Origin of the sequence: Pectobacterium sp. 1950-15 (assembly GCF_037136835.1) — a bacterium.
Classification (GTDB): Bacteria; Pseudomonadota; Gammaproteobacteria; order Enterobacterales; family Enterobacteriaceae; genus Pectobacterium.
On record NZ_JBBBQR010000004.1, the window covers coordinates 180179 to 195867 of the forward strand.

The following is a 15689-nucleotide window of genomic DNA, read 5'->3' on the forward strand; positions in this document are numbered from 1 at the left end:
ACATGGCACGCCCGGAACATTCACCACCCGCTCGCCGTCGCTTTCTGCGTGATGCCGTCCGTGCCGTTGCGGGTTTATCCGCCGCGGTCACGATACTCGGCATTCAGCAGCGACGCGCTCAGGCCGACGCGATCCGGCTACGGCCGCCGGGTGCGCTGTCGGAAGCGGCGTTTTCCGGTGCCTGCATCCGCTGTGGCCAATGTGTTCAGGCCTGCCCGTACGACACACTGAAACTGGCAACGCTGGTCTCCGGTTCCGCCGCCGGAAGCCCTTACTTTGTCGCACGCGATATCCCGTGCGAGATGTGTGAGGACATCCCCTGCATCGTCGCCTGCCCCAGCGGGGCGTTACAACCGCTGGACACCATTGATGACGCCCGCATGGGATTAGCGGTGCTGCTCGACCAAGAAAACTGCCTGAACTATCAGGGGCTGCGTTGCGATGTGTGCTATCGCGTCTGTCCTCTCATCGATAGCGCCATCACACTGGAGCCAGAGCGCAATACCCGCACCGGAAAACATGCCCGTTTTCTGCCTACGGTGCACAGCGATGTCTGTACCGGCTGTGGCAAATGTGAAAAAGCCTGCGTGCTGGAACAGCCTGCGATCAAGGTCTTACCGCGCGCGCTGGCAAAAGGCGAACTCGGACATCACTACCGTTTCAGTTGGCTGGAGGCACGCGATGGCAAATCGTAAGCAGGACGCCGGACGAGAAGCCCGGGCGAAAAAAGGCTGGTGGCGCAGCCACCGCTGGCTGGTCTTACGCCGTCTGACCCAGTCTCTGGTGCTGCTCATGTTCCTCAGCGGTCCACTCTTCGGATTTTGGATCCTGCACGGTAACTACAGCGCCAGCCGCTTGCTCGACACCGTGCCGCTCAGCGATCCGCTGATGGTGCTGCAAAGTCTGGCTAGCGGTCATCTACCCGCCACGCTTGCGCTGGTCGGTGCGCTGATTATCGCGCTGGGCTATGCGCTGGCAGGCAAGCGCCTGTTCTGTAGCTGGGTCTGCCCGGTTAATCCGCTCACCGATTTAGCTGCCTGGCTACGTCGTCGTTTCGGCATCACTGCCTCGGCGACGATCCCTCGTAATCTGCGCTATCTGCTGCTGATGCTTATTCTGGCAGGAAGCGCACTGACGGGCGGGCTGCTGTGGGAATGGGTCAACCCGGTTTCACTGATGGGTCGCGGGCTGATTTTCGGGTTTGGTGCAGGTATCTGGCTGCTGCTGGCGCTATTTCTGTTTGATTTGTGGGTCGTGGAGCACGGCTGGTGCGGACACCTGTGCCCAACCGGCGCGCTGTATAGTGCGCTTGGCGGTAAAGGCGCGCTGGCTGTGGATGCCACTGAGCGTGAACGCTGTACGCGCTGCATGGACTGCTTTCATGTCTGTCCAGAGCCACAGGTGTTGCGCGCCCCTTTACTCGATAAACACAGTCCGGCACAGGTTACTGACCGAGACTGCATAACATGCGGACGTTGTATTGATGTCTGCGCTGAAGACGTTTTTAAAATAACCCTTAGATGGAAATCGGGAGCAAAGTCATGAAAAGCCTGAGAATGGGATGGTTTCGCTGGATCACTGCCTTGGCGATACTGGGCAGTGCGATAGCCACTGCACAGGTCGATTTAAGCCAATCGCCAGAAGTCGCTGCGACGCAGCCGGGCAATAGCCGGATGCCGAAGCAGCAGGAACGTATGGCGCTCAACTATGTCAACCAGCCACCGATGATCCCGCATAGCGTGGATGGCTATCAGGTCACCCCGACCTTTAACCGTTGCCTACAGTGTCACGGCGTGGAGAGCTACCGTTCCACCAGCGCCCCCCGCGTCAGCCCAACCCATTTTGTCGACAGAGACGGCAAAGTGCTGAGCAATGTCGCCCCTTCGCGCCATTTCTGCCTGCAATGCCACGTGCCGCAAGCGGACAGTTCACCGATTACCGGCAACACGTTCGCCCCTTCTAAAGGCTTTGGACAGTGAGGTTTGCTATGAAACAGCCAGGAAAAGTGGGACGGTTGTTGCGCCAGCTGTGGCAATGGTGGCGTCGCCCGAGTCGGCTGGCGCTGGGAACGTTGCTCATTATCGGCTTCGCGGGCGGTATTTTCTTTCTGGCGACATCCCAGAAAGGCATGGAAATGAGCAACAGCGAAGCGTTCTGCATCAGCTGTCATGAAATGCGCAATACCGTCTATCAGGAATATATGGAAACCGCGCACTACAGCAACCGCAGCGGCGTACGCGCCACCTGCCCCGATTGCCACGTTCCGCATGAGTTTGTGCCGAAAATGGTACGTAAGATTCAGGCCAGTAAAGAGCTGTACGGCAAAATAATGGGCACGATTGATACGCCACAAAAATTTGAAGCTCATCGGCTGACGATGGCGCAAAACGAATGGCGGCGCATGAAAAACAACAATTCTCAGGAATGCCGCAACTGCCACAACTTTGACTATATGGACTTCTCAGGGCAAAAAACGGTCGCGGCGGAAAAACACAGCGAAGCAATAAAACTCGGTCAAACCTGTATCGACTGCCATAAAGGCATCGCCCACAAACTGCCGGACATGCACGGCGTCAAAAGCGGGTTATAACCCCCCCTTCGTAACACTCGGGACGGCGTATGCCGTCCTCGACACATCTGGTTATTTTACTTTTTTGAATCCGTGAGGGTTTCGTGCGCAGTAAGCCCGTGACTTTTTGCAACTCGCGTCGCACGCGCCCGACGCGGGGCGGCTCAATCGCCGTCGCCCCGCGCCCCCTGGCTTTTCGCGGGGAATTACGCCGCTTCGCGGTGCCTTCGGCGCTCGTATCCGCTGATCGGACCGCCTGCGACGTGCTCCCGGCACGGCGCAGACTTTCGCGGCGTCCATGCCGCTCATCCGGCGGCTACGCTCACCTCAGCGCAATTCTTTACGCGAACTTACCCCATAAAATCAAAAGATTGAACTTAGTACATTGTCATTTTAAAGCGGATGTTTCCGTCTGTGCTGAGAGCGGCCTTAGCCGCCCCTTGTCGGGCGCGTGCTGCAACGGTTGCAGAAAAAACCGTAGGTAATGCGCACGAAACTTCCACGCTAATGACAGAAACGGCTGAGATTCCAAATCCATATCCGTGATAAACCATCCGAGTCTGAACGGAAACAACGAAGTTGGAAGAGATAAATTGTCGGATAACAAAAGGGCGATATCTCGCCCCTCTGCTATTGATGATGAGGATATAAGAGGATTTACTTCCCAGTGACCGCCTGCACCGACAGTGATGCTTTCGCCTGCGCGACGCTGCGCTCAATGACCGCACGGCGTGTGTCGTTTTGCGGGAGCAGCATCAGCATCGTTTGCCAGGCGTCAATCGCGTCCTGATAGCGCTGGGCTTCATAGGCATTGAAAGCCAGCAGGCTCAGCACGCGTACATTGGTCGAGCCGGAATTCATCAGTTCACGCAGCATGTCTCCACCGCGCTGGCTATCACGCGGGTCGGTGGAACGCGACAGCAGATCGGCATAATCCAGTGCCAGATCCGTATTTTTCGGATCGAGCTGGTACGCCCTGGCAAACGCCTGCACGGACATGTCGTAGTTGTTCAGCAAGCCCGCAATGCGCCCCAGCATCCACCAGTCTTGTGGATTATCTGGCTGAGCTTCCAGTTGGCTACGCAGCCCCAGACCGAGACGCGCGACCTCTTCAATAGTCAGTGGTTCAGCGTCGGGATCCAATGCCCTCTTCATCAGATCCGGCGTTAACGCCACGACCTGCTGTAACTCCTGCACCCGATTAACCGCAGACGTCTTCCAAAACACGCCGAGGCTGAAGATGACCAGCAACAGCACTCCTGGCAGCAAAACCCAGCGGTTTAGCGGGCGCTGTTGTGCCTTCGCGCCGCCGGGAATATCCTGCAACAGCGTATGCTGGAGTTCTTCAACCAGTTGATCGCGCTCCTGCACATTGGCAACATCCGCAGTAAGCTCACGCAGACGGTCGCGGTACAGCGCCTGATTGATCGCATCACGATCATATTCGCCCCGTGACGACCACGGTGCAAGCAGCAGCGCAGAAAGCGCAATCAGCGATAGCACAATGGTTGCTGTCAGTAGCATCATTCCGATTTCTCCTCACGTCCCAACAGCGTCTGCAAGCGCTTTTTATCCTGTTCGCTCATCGGTTCTTTGGTACTTCTGATGCGGTGCGCACGCCGAATAATCATCCATGCGCCCGCCGCCAGAAACAGTGCCGGCAGCAGCCATAGCAGTATGGTAAAAGGCGTGATCGGCGGTTCATACGTCACAAAGTAGCCGTAACGATCCACCATATAATCGACAACCTGCTCTTTCGTTTGCCCCTGCTGCATCAGCTCGTACACCTTCTGCCGCATATCCGACGCAATCATCGAATTGGAATCGGCAATACTGTTGTTCTGGCATTTCGGGCAGCGCAGTTGCATGGTCAACTCACGAAACTGTTGCTCCTGCGTGTCGTTGTCAAAGTGCAATACCTCGGAGGACGCCAGCACGCTGAACGACAGCAGTAATGCACCAAGGAAACTCAGCACTCTCATGCGCCGCCCTCCTTGCTGTATTTCTCCCACAGCGGTTGCAGCGTTTCTTGCCACACCTGCATATTGAGATCGCCCGCATGGCGATAGCGAATGATGCCTTTCCCGTCGATCAGGAAGGTTTCCGGTGCGCCATACACGCCCAGATCCAGCCCCAACATGCCGTCACCATCAAACAGGCTCATCGCATAGGGATTGCCTAACGTTTTCAGCCACTCCACCGCTTTGGGGCGTTCATCTTTATAATTCATGCCCACGACGCGAATCCCCTGCGCCGCCAGCGTGTTGAGAAACTGGTGCTCCGCGCGGCACGTCGGGCACCAGGTCGCCCAGACGTTCAGCAGCAGCGGTTTGCCATCACTCAGCTCAGATTGGTTATAAACCTTTCCCGGTTGATCCAGCGATTCAAGACGAAATGCGGGAACCGGTTTACCAATCAGAGCAGATTCCAACCGCATGGGATCATCGCCGTCGCTGTTGCGCACCAGTTGCCACAGCAAGGCAACGGCCAGCAGTAAAAACAGGGCGAGCGGAATTAACAAAATTTTGCGACTCATGATGCTGTCTCCCGAACGGCGCGACGCAGGCGATAGCGCGGGTCAAACATGCACAGGATGCCCCCTAACGCCATCAGCCCCCCGCCGTACCAAATCCAGCGGATAAACGGTTTGTAATACAGCCGCACCGCCCAGCTACCGTCATCCAGCTTTTCACCCAAGGCCGCATAGAGATCGCGCGTCACACCCGCATCAATGGCGGCTTCCGTCATGATCGCGCCGCTGGTGTTGTAGAAGCGCTTTTCCGCTTTCAGCGTCGCTTCCGGTTTGCCGTTGCGCGTCACTTCAATCGTCCCTTTTGCGCTTTGCCAGTTAGGCCCCACGACATCACGCACGCCTTGAAACGTAAAACGGTAATCGTGGATCGCGATGCTGTCGCCAGCCCGCATCCGCACATCCCGCTCGACGCTATAATTCTGGCTGAAAGCGATGCCTACCACCGTCACCGCCAGCCCAATATGGCCGCACACCATGCCCCACTGGCTCAGTGAGAGCTTGGTCAAACCGCGCAGCAGACCATGACGCCGAGTGGAATTGCTATGCAGCTCGTATACCGTTAAGAAGAACACCCACAGCGCCATCGACAGACCGACCACCGTCATGGCAACCAGCGAATCCTGTAACAGCCACGGCAGCAGCAACGACAATGCCGCAGTCACGGCCAGCGCAATCAGCAGTAGCTTACGCAGCTTTTGCGGCTCATCGCGTCGCCAGCGAACCAGCGGCCCTACGCCCAGCAGTAAGGCAAACGGTGCCATTAATAAGGTAAACATGGTGTTGAAGAACGGTGCGCCAATCGAGATGCTGCCTAAGCCCAGCTGCTTATGCACCAGCGGCAGCAGCGTTCCCAGCAGCACCACGAGCGTCGCCGCCATCAGGATCAGGTTATTACCGAGCAGGAACGTTTCCCGCGACCAGAGCGAGTTCGTGACCCGCGCCCGTACCCGGTTGCCTTTGATAGCAAACAGCAGTAAAGAACCGCCGATGACAATGACCAGAAACGCGAGAATAAACATGCCGCGCGCCGGATCGGAGGCAAACGCGTGCACCGATACCAATACGCCGGAACGCACCAGAAACGTCCCCAGCAGGCAAAGTGAGAACGCGCCGATAGCCAGCAGTACCGTCCAGGCCTTGAAGCTGCCGCGTTTTTCGGTAACCGACAGCGAATGCAGCAGCGCCGTGCCCACCAGCCACGGCATCAATGACGCATTCTCGACCGGATCCCAGAACCACCAGCCGCCCCAGCCAAGCTCGTAATACGCCCAGCCCGAACCGAGCACGATACCCAGCGTCAGAAACGACCACGCCGCCTGCGTCCACGGTCGGGACCAACGCGCCCACGCGCTGTCCAGTCGTTCCGCCAGCAGCGAAGCGACCGCAAAGGCAAATGCCACGGAAAACCCGACATAGCCCATGTAGAGCAATGGCGGATGGAAGATTAACCCGACATCCTGCAACAGCGGATTGAGATCGCGCCCGTCAATCGGGTAATCCGGCAACGTGCGCGTAAAGGGATTCGACGTCAGGATGATGAATAGCAAAAAACCGACATTAATCATCCCCATGACAGCCAGCACGCGGGCAACCGCATCCAGCGACATCCCCCGGCTGAATACCGCCACGGCGAAGGTCCAGCCGCTCATCAGCAGCACCCAGAGCAGCAGCGACCCTTCATGCGCGCCCCACGCTGCCGCCACGCGATACCAGACCGGCAGCGCACGGTTCGAGTTGTTGGCTACATAAAGAACGGTGAAATCATTGATCACCAGCGCATGCACCAACACGAGGAAAGACGCCAAAATGCATGCAAATAGCGCCCAGGCAAGTGGACGCGCCAATGCCATCAGGCGGGTATCCTGACGCGCCGCGCCCCACAGCGGATACACGCTGAGCAACAGCGCAACGCCCAGCGCCAAACAGAGCAGATAATTGCCCACTTCAGGCATCATAACCGTTTACCCTCTGTGGCCGCCGCCGGTGCATGGCCGTGCTGTCCTTCCATCGCCGCCTTGATTTCTGGTGGCGTGTAGTTTTCATCATGTCGGGCAAGCACTTCTTTCGCCATGATGTGATCGTCGGTGTCCAGAATGCCCTGTGCTACCACACCTTGTCCCTCGCGGAACAGATCCGGCAGCATCCCGTTATAGGTCACCTCGACGGAACCCTGCGCATCATAGACGGTGAAGCGGACTTCCAGACTTTGGCTGTCGCGTCGCACGCTGCCCGGCATCACCATGCCGCCGACGCGCAAGCGCTGCCCGATCGCCGGTTTTTCCTGCGTTTCGTTCTTGCCGTACAGAATTTCACTGGGCGTATAAAAGAGGTCGATATTAGAACTCAGCGCATAGAGCGTCAGCGCAATCGTCAACACCGCGCCGCAAATGACGGCCAGAATGGCATAGAGGCGGGTTTTACGCGGAGCACTCATTGCACCACCTCCATCGTTTCCGACTGACGGGCCGTGCTCTTGCGCTGCTCGCGCGCCTGCTGGCGACGGATGTCGTTCATCAATGTACGACGATGCCAGAGGGTATGACCGACCAACGCACTCAGCGGTAACAGCGTGAGCACCGCGGCCAGCCAGACGTAAAAGGCATAGCCGCCCATCGCAAAGAAATCCTGCCAGCTTGTGAAAGCGATGTTCATCGTGCGACTCCTCCTTTATTGAGCAACGCCGCAACCCAGGGCGCACGACGCTGCTGCACCAGTATCAAATTACGCAAGCGCATGAGTGACAACGTCACAAAAAGACTCATAAATCCTAACATCATGATGCGCAGCGGAAGACGCATAGCGGGATCGATAGTTTTTTGCATTTTTGTCGATCCTTGATGCAGGGTATTCCACCACTCCACCGAGAAATGGATGATGGGTAAATTCACCACGCCAACCAGCACCAGAATCGCCGCCGCACGACCAGCAAGACGGCGATCGTCAAACGCGTTGTAGAGCGCGATGATGCCCACGTACAGAAACAGCAGAACGAGTTCCGATGTCAGGCGCGCATCCCAGACCCACCAGGTCCCCCACATCGGTTTTCCCCAGGTGGATCCCGTGGTCAGCGCAATGAAGGTAAAGACTGCCCCGACCGGCGCCATCGCCGCGACGGTAAGCTCTGCCGTTTTTGACTGCCGAATCAGTCCGATAAGCGCAAACATCGCCATCACGGCATAAACGCCCATCGACCACACGGCCGCGGGCACGTGCAGGTACATAATGCGATACCCTTGCCCTTGCTGATAATCCGCGGGGGCAAATCCAAATCCCAGCAGGCAACCGCCGATCAACAGCGCCGCGCTAAGCAAGGCAAACCAGGGGATAAGCCTGCCGCAAAGGCCATAAAGGCGATCCGGCTGCGTAAGCTGATAGTGCTTTTTCAACATAACGTGTGCTCACTCTGCGTAAAACTCATCCCAACGGGACGATGAAGGCGATCCTGAGATCGGAAAATTATTGTATGCTCACCCGCAACGCCGCCGCCGTGGCAAACGGGCTCAGGGTGGCGCTGCCCGCCAGAAAGGCACCGAGGATCGCCAGATACCCGCCCACCGGCAGTTGCATCATGGCGGCCTCGACCGCCGCCGTCGCAAAAATCAACAGCGGTATGGTGAGCGGCAAGACCAGCAGGCTTAACAGCACGCCGCTGCGGCGCAGCCCGACCGTTAATCCCGCCCCAATAGCCCCCAGAAAACTGAGCGTGGGCGTGCAGAGCAACAGCGTTAACGCCATCACCCACCAGCCGTGACTGTCCAGCCCAAACAGCAGCGCAGCCAGCGGGGAAAGCAGTAACAGCGGCAGCCCGCTGACCATCCAATGCACCATAACTTTCGCCAGCACCACTAGCGGCAGCGGCAACGGCAGCAGCGTCAGCTGTTCCAGCGATCCGTCCTGATAGTCGTCGCGGAAAAGCCGATCCATCCCCAGCAGAGACGCGAGCAGTGCCGCGACCCACACCACGCCCGGCGCCACGCGCATCAATAGCTGCGGCTCCGGTCCAATAGCCAAAGGGAACAAAATGATGACGATCAGGAAGAACCACAGCGGGTTGAGAATTTCCGCGTTATTGCGCAACGCGACGCGCAGTTCTCGGGCAATCAGACGCCGCATGATGGGGTTCCCTCACTTGGAATAAGCGAGATACAGCGAATGCTCTGGGCGAACGGACGCAGCGGCTGATGGGTGGTTAAAATGATGATGCCGCCGCGCGCAATATGGTGTTCCATACGCTGCGTCAACATGTCGACGCCCGCCACATCAAGCGCGGTCAGCGGTTCATCCAGAATCCACAGCGGGACGTCGGTAAGCCACAAACGCGCCAGCGCGACACGTCGCTGTTGCCCTGCCGAAAGACGCGCCACGGGTACGTCTTCATATCCTGCCAGTCCGACAGCGGCCAGCGCCTGCCAAAGTGCATCCTGCTGCTGGTGCGGATAGAAAAAACGCAGGTTTTCTTCACCGGTCAGGACACTCTTGATACCCGCCTGATGACCTAGCCACAGAAGCTGCTGAGTAAACTGCTCGCGCATGCGGTTGATGCGCTGCCCTTGCCAGCAGATTTCCCCCGATTCAGGCGTCGCCAGACCGCTTAAAATGCGCAACAGCGACGTTTTTCCCACGCCGTTGGCACCGGCAATCTGTACCATTTCACCGGGGCTCGCCGTAAACGACAACGCGCTGAACAGCACATGCTCATCGCGTATGCAAACCACATCGCGCGCTTCTAACATCGGGGTGTACTCCTGCTTTCTAATGCCATATACCCTTGGATATAGAATAACATGGTGCCCTTACTCCCCCCTCTCGGGGACCCTAACCATAAAGAGTTAATCTGTTTTATTGAGATCAATAAAACCGGTGATTCCGGTTATTCTCGTCATTATGACGGTGCAAAAAGTCGTGCTGGAGCACAGCCTCTTGGTCATATTTTTATGCAGCCGCCGAGACTATTTCGTGCGCCACAAGACCTTCATTTCATGCTACCGCTTAGCACGCGCCCGACGCAGGGCGGCTCAATCGCCGTCGCCCTGCGAACCCTGGCTTCCGGCTAAATTATGCCGCTGCGCGGTGCCTTCGTCGGTATCTGGCTTTACGGACCGTTTGCGACACGCTCCCGGCGTGACGCAAGCTTTCGCCGCGTCCTGCGGCTCATCCTAAGCCAGCTACCTCCTCAGCATAATTTCTCACGCCGGACAACAAGCACTCCCCAAAGGCACTAAAGCGAAACTTATCACCTACTATTTCTGGCTGTTCTTCAGCAGCGTTGCGGTGTTGATTGCTTCGATCAACTGGACACGATTAACCCGCGGGCTATAGGTATCCAGCAAGCGCTGCCAAATCGCAATCGCGCGCGCATAGTCCGCTTTCAGGAACGCGTCCGACGCCAGCAGCATCAGCGCCGTCACTTCATTGGCATCCAGTGCCAGCGCTTTATCGACCATTTCCTGCATAGGCGGCGTGACGACCTGACCCGCCTGGTAATACAGCACCGTCGCCAGTGCCGAATACAGCTCCGCGCTGTCGCCCTTCAGCACAATCGCCTGCCGATAAGCGCGCAGCGCGTTGTCATACGCGTTGCGGTAAAGATAATATTCACCCAGCTCAGCCCAGAGGACGCTGTCGCTCGGCGTTTTACGAATGTTGCTCTGCAAGGTGGCGAGCTGTTTTTCCTGCTGCTGTGCGTCGCTAAAATCGTGTAGCGGATCGGCCAGCCGCTGGCGTTCCACCTGAACGAGCTCGGCGCGCTGGCTGAGCATGTAGAACGTCGCACTGCCCAACAGGATAGCGACGATCGCGACCGCTACGGCGATGACAGGCATCGGGCGCGGTGCAGAAGAAGAGGATGACGTTAACGGCAGGTCGTGAGACAGTTCGCGGCCCAGCATTCTGGCTTCATGTTCAGAAAGGTGCCTCCCTGCCTGCTCGCACTGAAACTGCCAGATGCGCTCGGCTAAACGCGCTAGCTTGTCCTCCCCCTCCGGCTTGCGCTGGGGCAACAGCGGCCATAACAGCCCGGCAGCCAGAACCGTAGTCGCGACAGCAATGAATACGAGATTTAACAGGTTCATAGGCTTGCCCCACGGTTCTGTCGCCGTATCACCCGCCACGCGATAACCGCAATCGCTAACAGCAAAAACAGCGGCGTGAGCCAGAGAATGCCCGTTTGCATTTTCATCGGCGGGTTGTACTGAACAAAATCACCATAGCGCTGATTCATAAACGCAATGATTTCTGGCTTATTTTTGCCCTGCTCCACCATGGAAAAAACCTCATGGCGCATGCTGACCGCCACGGGCGAATTCGATTCCAGCAGGCTCTGGTTCTGACATTGTGGGCAGCGTAATTCGCCGGCAATCGCCATCGCTTCCTGCCGCTGTGCCTGACTGGAAAACGCCCAGGTATCCACCACCTGAGCCTGCACAGAAAAAGTCAGCAGCATAAGAAGAAACGCAATGTGTTTAGTCATAGGCTTTTCTTCCTCTGAACCACCCCAGCAGTGCGCCCACGACCATCAACAGGCCGCCGCCCCACACCCAGCGGACGCCGGTTTGCACATAGAAACGCATGGCGTAGCGGTTTTCGCCGGTTTTCTCTCCCATCACGGCATACCATTCCCTGATCGGCCCCCAGGCAATACCCGGTTCAATCATCTGCTGCTTGCGTGCGTTGTAATAACGACGTTCCGGCATGACGCGGGCGATTGGCGAATCGCCGCGATAAATCGCAATCACGGCCTGCTCTGCGGTATAATTCTGCGCCGCCACTAAATCCAGCTGTAAAAAGCGAAAATGGTAGTCGCCCAGCGTGACCTGTTCTCTCTGACCGACATTGGCGCTGATTTCCTGTTTGCTGCCCGCAGAGAACACAATCCCCAAGGCAAACAGCGCCACGCCCGTATGCGCCAGCAGTGCAGGAAGCTGCTGACGTACCGCCGATAGCGGCTGCAACCACTGCGCGGCCATCATCCAGCCGATCAGCCCCGCAGCCAGTGCGACGGCGACCCCATGTGTCCATAAGACCAGCGCGGTGACGACACCGACCGTCAGCGTTACGACTACACGCCGGACAGGCCATCGCGCGCTGCGTTTCCAATAACCACCTGCCGCTACCCCAATGAGCAACAGCATCAACCCGCCGAAGGGCAAGAGCACACGGTTAAAATAGGGCGCGCCCACGGAGATCTTTCCCCACCCCGCCAGCCCGTAAATCATCGGGTAAAGCGTGCCAAGCAGCACCACCAGCGCGACGGCGCTGAATAACAGCAGCACCAGCAGTAGCACGATTTCCCGCGACCAGCCGGAGAAGCGGGCAGCGGAACGGACAAGCTGAGCGCGCCAGCCGTAAACCGCCAGCGCCGCCATACTTAAGCAGGCAAACAGAATAAATAAAGGCACCGCGCGGCCATGTTCGAGGGCAAAAGCATGAACGGAAACCAGTATCCCGGAGCGCACGATCAGCGTGCCCAGCAGACATAAAATGAACGTCAGCAGCGCCAATATCAGCGACCAATGGCGGAATATACCGCGCATGCGGGTGACAGACAGGCTGTGCAGTAACGCGCTGGCCGTAAGCCACGGAAGCAGCGAGGCATTTTCTACCGGATCCCAGAACCACCATCCTCCCCAGCCGAGTTCGTTATAGGCCCACCACGATCCGAGGATAATGCCCAGCGTTAGCAGGCTCCAGGCGGGCAGCGTCCAGCGCCAGCAAATCCAGGCGGCTGGTGCCGTAAACTCACCGTGAATCAGGGCGGCTAGCGCCAGTGCCGCACTCACGGTTAACCCGCCATAGCCCAGATAGAGCAACGGCGGATGGAGGATGAGGCCAATGTGTTGCAACATGGGATTGAGATCCCTCCCCGCCACCGCTGGCGGGAAGAGACGTACAAAGGGATCGGAAAAAAAGACAATGAATACCAGCAACGCGGTTGCTATCACGGCCAGAACCGCCAGCGTCAGCGGGAACAGGTCGCTTGTCGCCTTACGGTAGCGGCAAGCGAACGCGGCACTCCAGCCGGTTAAACATAACAGCCACAGCAGCAGCGACCCTTCATGCCCGCCCCATACCGCCGCCATTTTTAGCCCCAGCGGTAAATCACGGTGGCTATGCTGAGCGACGTAATTAACAGAAAAATCATCCTGCACCACGCTCAGCGTCAGCGCGACAAACGCGAACAGCACCAGACCAAACAGCACCAACGTCCAGCACCGCGCCAGTCGGTACGTGCCCGACCAGCGTAGGGTGTAACCTGAAAATGTCAGCAACGCCGTCGCCACACCGACGCAAATCGCCAGCAACAGCGCCACATACCCACATTCTGGCAATAACAACATCAACAGGCCTCTTGCTGGGAATTAGACAACGGTTAACTGCCCCGCATAGAGGATAAAGAAACGCAGTAGCAAAACGCCCACCAGACTCAGGCCGCACACCGCCAACACGCCATAAGGTGAATGCTGTCGGCTAGCCCATGACTTGAGCAGCAAGGGAATAACGAGTCCAATCCCGACCACGCCCAGCCAAAACCACACGGCCCAGAATCCCCCAGCCAGTGCGGCCACCAGCGCGCGCTGCTTCCCATCGTCCCCTAAGGCCAAGCCGATAAAGAACGCGAACAGCAAGAAGATCTCCAGCCACACGACCGGTGTTTCAACACGGTGTACAAAGTGCGCTTCTTCGCTATGCGGATTGCTGCGATGGCGGCAGGCCATGGCGATCAGCGCCACCGCAGCACCGGAGGATACCCCGGAAAACAGGAACAGCACGGGTAAGATCGGGTTATTCAGCAGCGGATAAGTCTTCAGCGCGGACAGTAAAAACCCGGTGTAAGCCCCTAACATCACGGCCAGCAGCAGCATTACGATATCCAGCGATTTCTGCAGCGGCGCCAGCCAGCCGAGCACCCTCGGAACAAGAGTCAGCTTCGGTAGCCAGCGCTGTTGCAGCACGATAACCTGCTCGCTGAAAATATTGGCGAGCCAGACCGCCAGCGCCGCCATGTATACCTGAAACAGCATGACCCCGACCGACATCACCGAAGTAAAGCTGTAATGGAACATGAGCTTCCAGAACGTCCAGGGGCGCGTCAGGTGGAAGATCAGAATCAGCAATCCAAAAATGATGGTGCACGGTGCGAGAATCAGCGTGGTGCGCATAAGCGTACTGTCGGCAGTTGCCTGCTCGGGGTGGTAGCGCCGCAGCAGGGCCGCCAGCGTCACCAGCCCCGCAGAAATGCCCACCAGAAACAGGTAAATCGCAATCGGCCAATCCCAGACCAACGAATCAAAATGGAATGCGCTTGAAGACACGGGCGTCATTGATGAACCTCCCCGTATTTAAACGGTACGCGATAAACCTTAGGACGAGTGCCGAGCGCGATTTTGTAGCGATACGTCGGCTGTTGACGAAGCAGGCGGGAAATCTCGCTGTCAGGGTCGTCAAGGTTACCGAACGTCAGCGCCTTCGTCGGACAAGACAACACACAGGCAGGCAGTTTTCCGGCCTTCAGGTTGGTCTTGCGGCAAAAATCGCACTTATCCGCCGTTTTCGTCTTCGGATGAATAAAGCGCACCCGATAAGGACAGGCGGCAATGCAATATTGACACCCTACGCACAGATCGGGATTCACATCTACAATGCCGTTTGCCGCATCACGGTATGACGCGCCGGTAGGACACACGTCAACACAAGGTGCATGATCGCAGTGCTGGCAGGAATGACGGAAAAAACGGTATTTCACGTCCGGGAAGGTCCCGATTGGTTCGCTGCGGACGATCGTCAGGCGCGATACGCCCTCCGGCACCTGATTGACCTCTCGACAGGCATCCATGCACGCCGTACAGCCGATACAGAGCGATTCATCGTGGATCATGCCGTAGCGGACGCCGTTGATATTCAGCGTCTGTGCGACAACCTGCCCCGCCGTGCTGGTGAGGGCAATCAGCCCTCCCATACGGGCAAGAAATTGACGACGAGAGCAACTCATGGCTGCCTCTTATTACCCAGATGCACTGAGGCTGGGTTAAAATCGGGGTTATTACGCTGGTCGCTGTGGCAATCCACACACAGCTTGATGCGGCTCTTGTCGTTCAGCGTCTGCATACTATCCTGCGTGGGGTGCAACTGATGACAGCTGGCACACGCTACTTTCGTCACATGCATATCGTGTGGCCAGAACGCTTTCTGCAACTGTTCCGGCGCATGGCATGACATACAGACACCGTTTTGCTCTTCCACCTTGTACATCGGGAAGTTAAAACGCATGACATCTTTCACGCCTTCGCGATGCAGCAGTGACGGCTTGCCGTGACAGTTAGTACAGGTCAGCTGTTTTTGATTATGCGGGTTGATGGCGGAAGCATGTTTACCCTGCATGCCATCCTCTTCCGGTTTATGACACTGTAGACAAGCCTCATCAGGATTGCGCTGTGGCATAACCTCCCACCGCTCTCCTTTTTCCGCCTGAGGTGCGGGCTGCGTCAGCCCTGGCAATGCCCAAAGCATGCCTGATACCAGCACCCCGGCAGTCAATAACGAACGTAATACGCTCATATCCACTCCACTCTATGTTCGCCCGCGTCCACG

Annotated in this window: 19 protein-coding genes; 4 read left to right on the top strand and 15 right to left on the bottom strand. The window is 57.5% G+C overall.

Annotated elements, in window-relative coordinates:
* Positions 1-2 precede the first annotated feature (2 nt).
* Genes napG through napC form a run of 4 tightly spaced genes read left to right on the top strand, consistent with a single transcriptional unit; the run spans position 3 to position 2590 of the window.
* On the top strand, positions 3-695 hold the full coding sequence (gene napG, locus WCT94_RS06585) for a ferredoxin-type protein NapG (protein WP_336868661.1): 693 nt from the start codon (positions 3-5) through the stop codon (positions 693-695).
* Positions 682-1545 carry a quinol dehydrogenase ferredoxin subunit NapH gene (napH, locus tag WCT94_RS06590; protein WP_336868663.1) on the top strand — a complete coding sequence of 288 codons (864 nt, stop codon included), beginning with the start codon at positions 682-684 and terminating at the stop codon, positions 1543-1545. Before napG ends, napH begins: the two co-directional genes overlap by 14 nt.
* Entirely contained in the window at positions 1542-1979 is a 438-nt protein-coding gene (gene napB, locus WCT94_RS06595) for a nitrate reductase cytochrome c-type subunit (RefSeq protein WP_336868665.1), read from the top strand. Before napH ends, napB begins: the two co-directional genes overlap by 4 nt.
* 8 nt (positions 1980-1987) lie before the next feature.
* Positions 1988-2590: a cytochrome c-type protein NapC gene (gene napC, locus WCT94_RS06600; RefSeq protein WP_015840628.1), complete on the top strand. Its 603-nt coding sequence runs from the start codon at positions 1988-1990 to the stop codon at positions 2588-2590.
* Between the two features lie 636 nt (positions 2591-3226).
* On the opposite strand, the gene ccmI is transcribed toward napC, so the two are convergent.
* The 15 genes from ccmI to nrfB all read right to left on the bottom strand — a co-directional run bounded on the left by ccmI (position 3227) and on the right by nrfB (position 15656).
* The gene (ccmI, locus tag WCT94_RS06605; RefSeq protein WP_336868667.1) at positions 3227-4096 is read right to left on the bottom strand and encodes a c-type cytochrome biogenesis protein CcmI; all 870 of its coding nucleotides are present in this window, start codon (positions 4094-4096) and stop codon (positions 3227-3229) included.
* Positions 4093-4551 (bottom strand): cytochrome c-type biogenesis protein, encoded by a 459-nt coding sequence (locus WCT94_RS06610; protein WP_332409233.1) that lies wholly within the window; start codon positions 4549-4551, stop codon positions 4093-4095. Before WCT94_RS06610 ends, ccmI begins: the two co-directional genes overlap by 4 nt.
* A complete protein-coding gene (locus WCT94_RS06615) occupies positions 4548-5105 on the bottom strand; it encodes a DsbE family thiol:disulfide interchange protein (RefSeq protein ID WP_336868668.1) in 558 nt (185 codons plus the stop codon). Before WCT94_RS06615 ends, WCT94_RS06610 begins: the two co-directional genes overlap by 4 nt.
* Complete coding sequence (locus tag WCT94_RS06620; protein WP_336868670.1) at positions 5102-7057, bottom strand: heme lyase CcmF/NrfE family subunit; 1956 nt, start codon at positions 7055-7057, stop codon at positions 5102-5104. Before WCT94_RS06620 ends, WCT94_RS06615 begins: the two co-directional genes overlap by 4 nt.
* On the bottom strand, positions 7054-7536 hold the full coding sequence (gene ccmE, locus WCT94_RS06625; RefSeq protein WP_336868672.1) for a cytochrome c maturation protein CcmE: 483 nt from the start codon (positions 7534-7536) through the stop codon (positions 7054-7056). The genes WCT94_RS06620 and ccmE overlap by 4 nt, the downstream gene beginning before the upstream one ends.
* Positions 7533-7754: a heme exporter protein CcmD gene (ccmD, locus tag WCT94_RS06630; RefSeq protein ID WP_336868673.1), complete on the bottom strand. Its 222-nt coding sequence runs from the start codon at positions 7752-7754 to the stop codon at positions 7533-7535. The genes ccmE and ccmD overlap by 4 nt, the downstream gene beginning before the upstream one ends.
* On the bottom strand, positions 7751-8491 hold the full coding sequence (locus WCT94_RS06635; RefSeq protein ID WP_336868674.1) for a heme ABC transporter permease: 741 nt from the start codon (positions 8489-8491) through the stop codon (positions 7751-7753). The genes ccmD and WCT94_RS06635 overlap by 4 nt, the downstream gene beginning before the upstream one ends.
* 67 nt (positions 8492-8558) lie before the next feature.
* Complete coding sequence (gene ccmB / locus WCT94_RS06640; RefSeq protein WP_336868676.1) at positions 8559-9215, bottom strand: heme exporter protein CcmB; 657 nt, start codon at positions 9213-9215, stop codon at positions 8559-8561.
* The gene (gene ccmA, locus WCT94_RS06645) at positions 9203-9835 is read right to left on the bottom strand and encodes a cytochrome c biogenesis heme-transporting ATPase CcmA (protein WP_336868678.1); all 633 of its coding nucleotides are present in this window, start codon (positions 9833-9835) and stop codon (positions 9203-9205) included. The genes ccmB and ccmA overlap by 13 nt, the downstream gene beginning before the upstream one ends.
* Before the next feature lie 507 nt (positions 9836-10342).
* A complete protein-coding gene (gene nrfG / locus WCT94_RS06650; protein WP_336868679.1) occupies positions 10343-11173 on the bottom strand; it encodes a heme lyase NrfEFG subunit NrfG in 831 nt (276 codons plus the stop codon).
* On the bottom strand, positions 11170-11571 hold the full coding sequence (gene nrfF, locus WCT94_RS06655) for a heme lyase NrfEFG subunit NrfF (RefSeq protein WP_336868680.1): 402 nt from the start codon (positions 11569-11571) through the stop codon (positions 11170-11172). The genes nrfG and nrfF overlap by 4 nt, the downstream gene beginning before the upstream one ends.
* Positions 11564-13438 carry a heme lyase CcmF/NrfE family subunit gene (locus WCT94_RS06660; protein WP_336868681.1) on the bottom strand — a complete coding sequence of 625 codons (1875 nt, stop codon included), beginning with the start codon at positions 13436-13438 and terminating at the stop codon, positions 11564-11566. Before WCT94_RS06660 ends, nrfF begins: the two co-directional genes overlap by 8 nt.
* Before the next feature lie 21 nt (positions 13439-13459).
* A complete protein-coding gene (gene nrfD, locus WCT94_RS06665) occupies positions 13460-14422 on the bottom strand; it encodes a cytochrome c nitrite reductase subunit NrfD (protein ID WP_336868683.1) in 963 nt (320 codons plus the stop codon).
* Positions 14419-15090: a cytochrome c nitrite reductase Fe-S protein gene (gene nrfC / locus WCT94_RS06670; RefSeq protein WP_336868684.1), complete on the bottom strand. Its 672-nt coding sequence runs from the start codon at positions 15088-15090 to the stop codon at positions 14419-14421. The genes nrfD and nrfC overlap by 4 nt, the downstream gene beginning before the upstream one ends.
* Positions 15087-15656 carry a cytochrome c nitrite reductase pentaheme subunit gene (nrfB, locus tag WCT94_RS06675; RefSeq protein WP_336868686.1) on the bottom strand — a complete coding sequence of 190 codons (570 nt, stop codon included), beginning with the start codon at positions 15654-15656 and terminating at the stop codon, positions 15087-15089. Before nrfB ends, nrfC begins: the two co-directional genes overlap by 4 nt.
* Between the last annotated feature and the right edge of the window lie 33 nt (positions 15657-15689).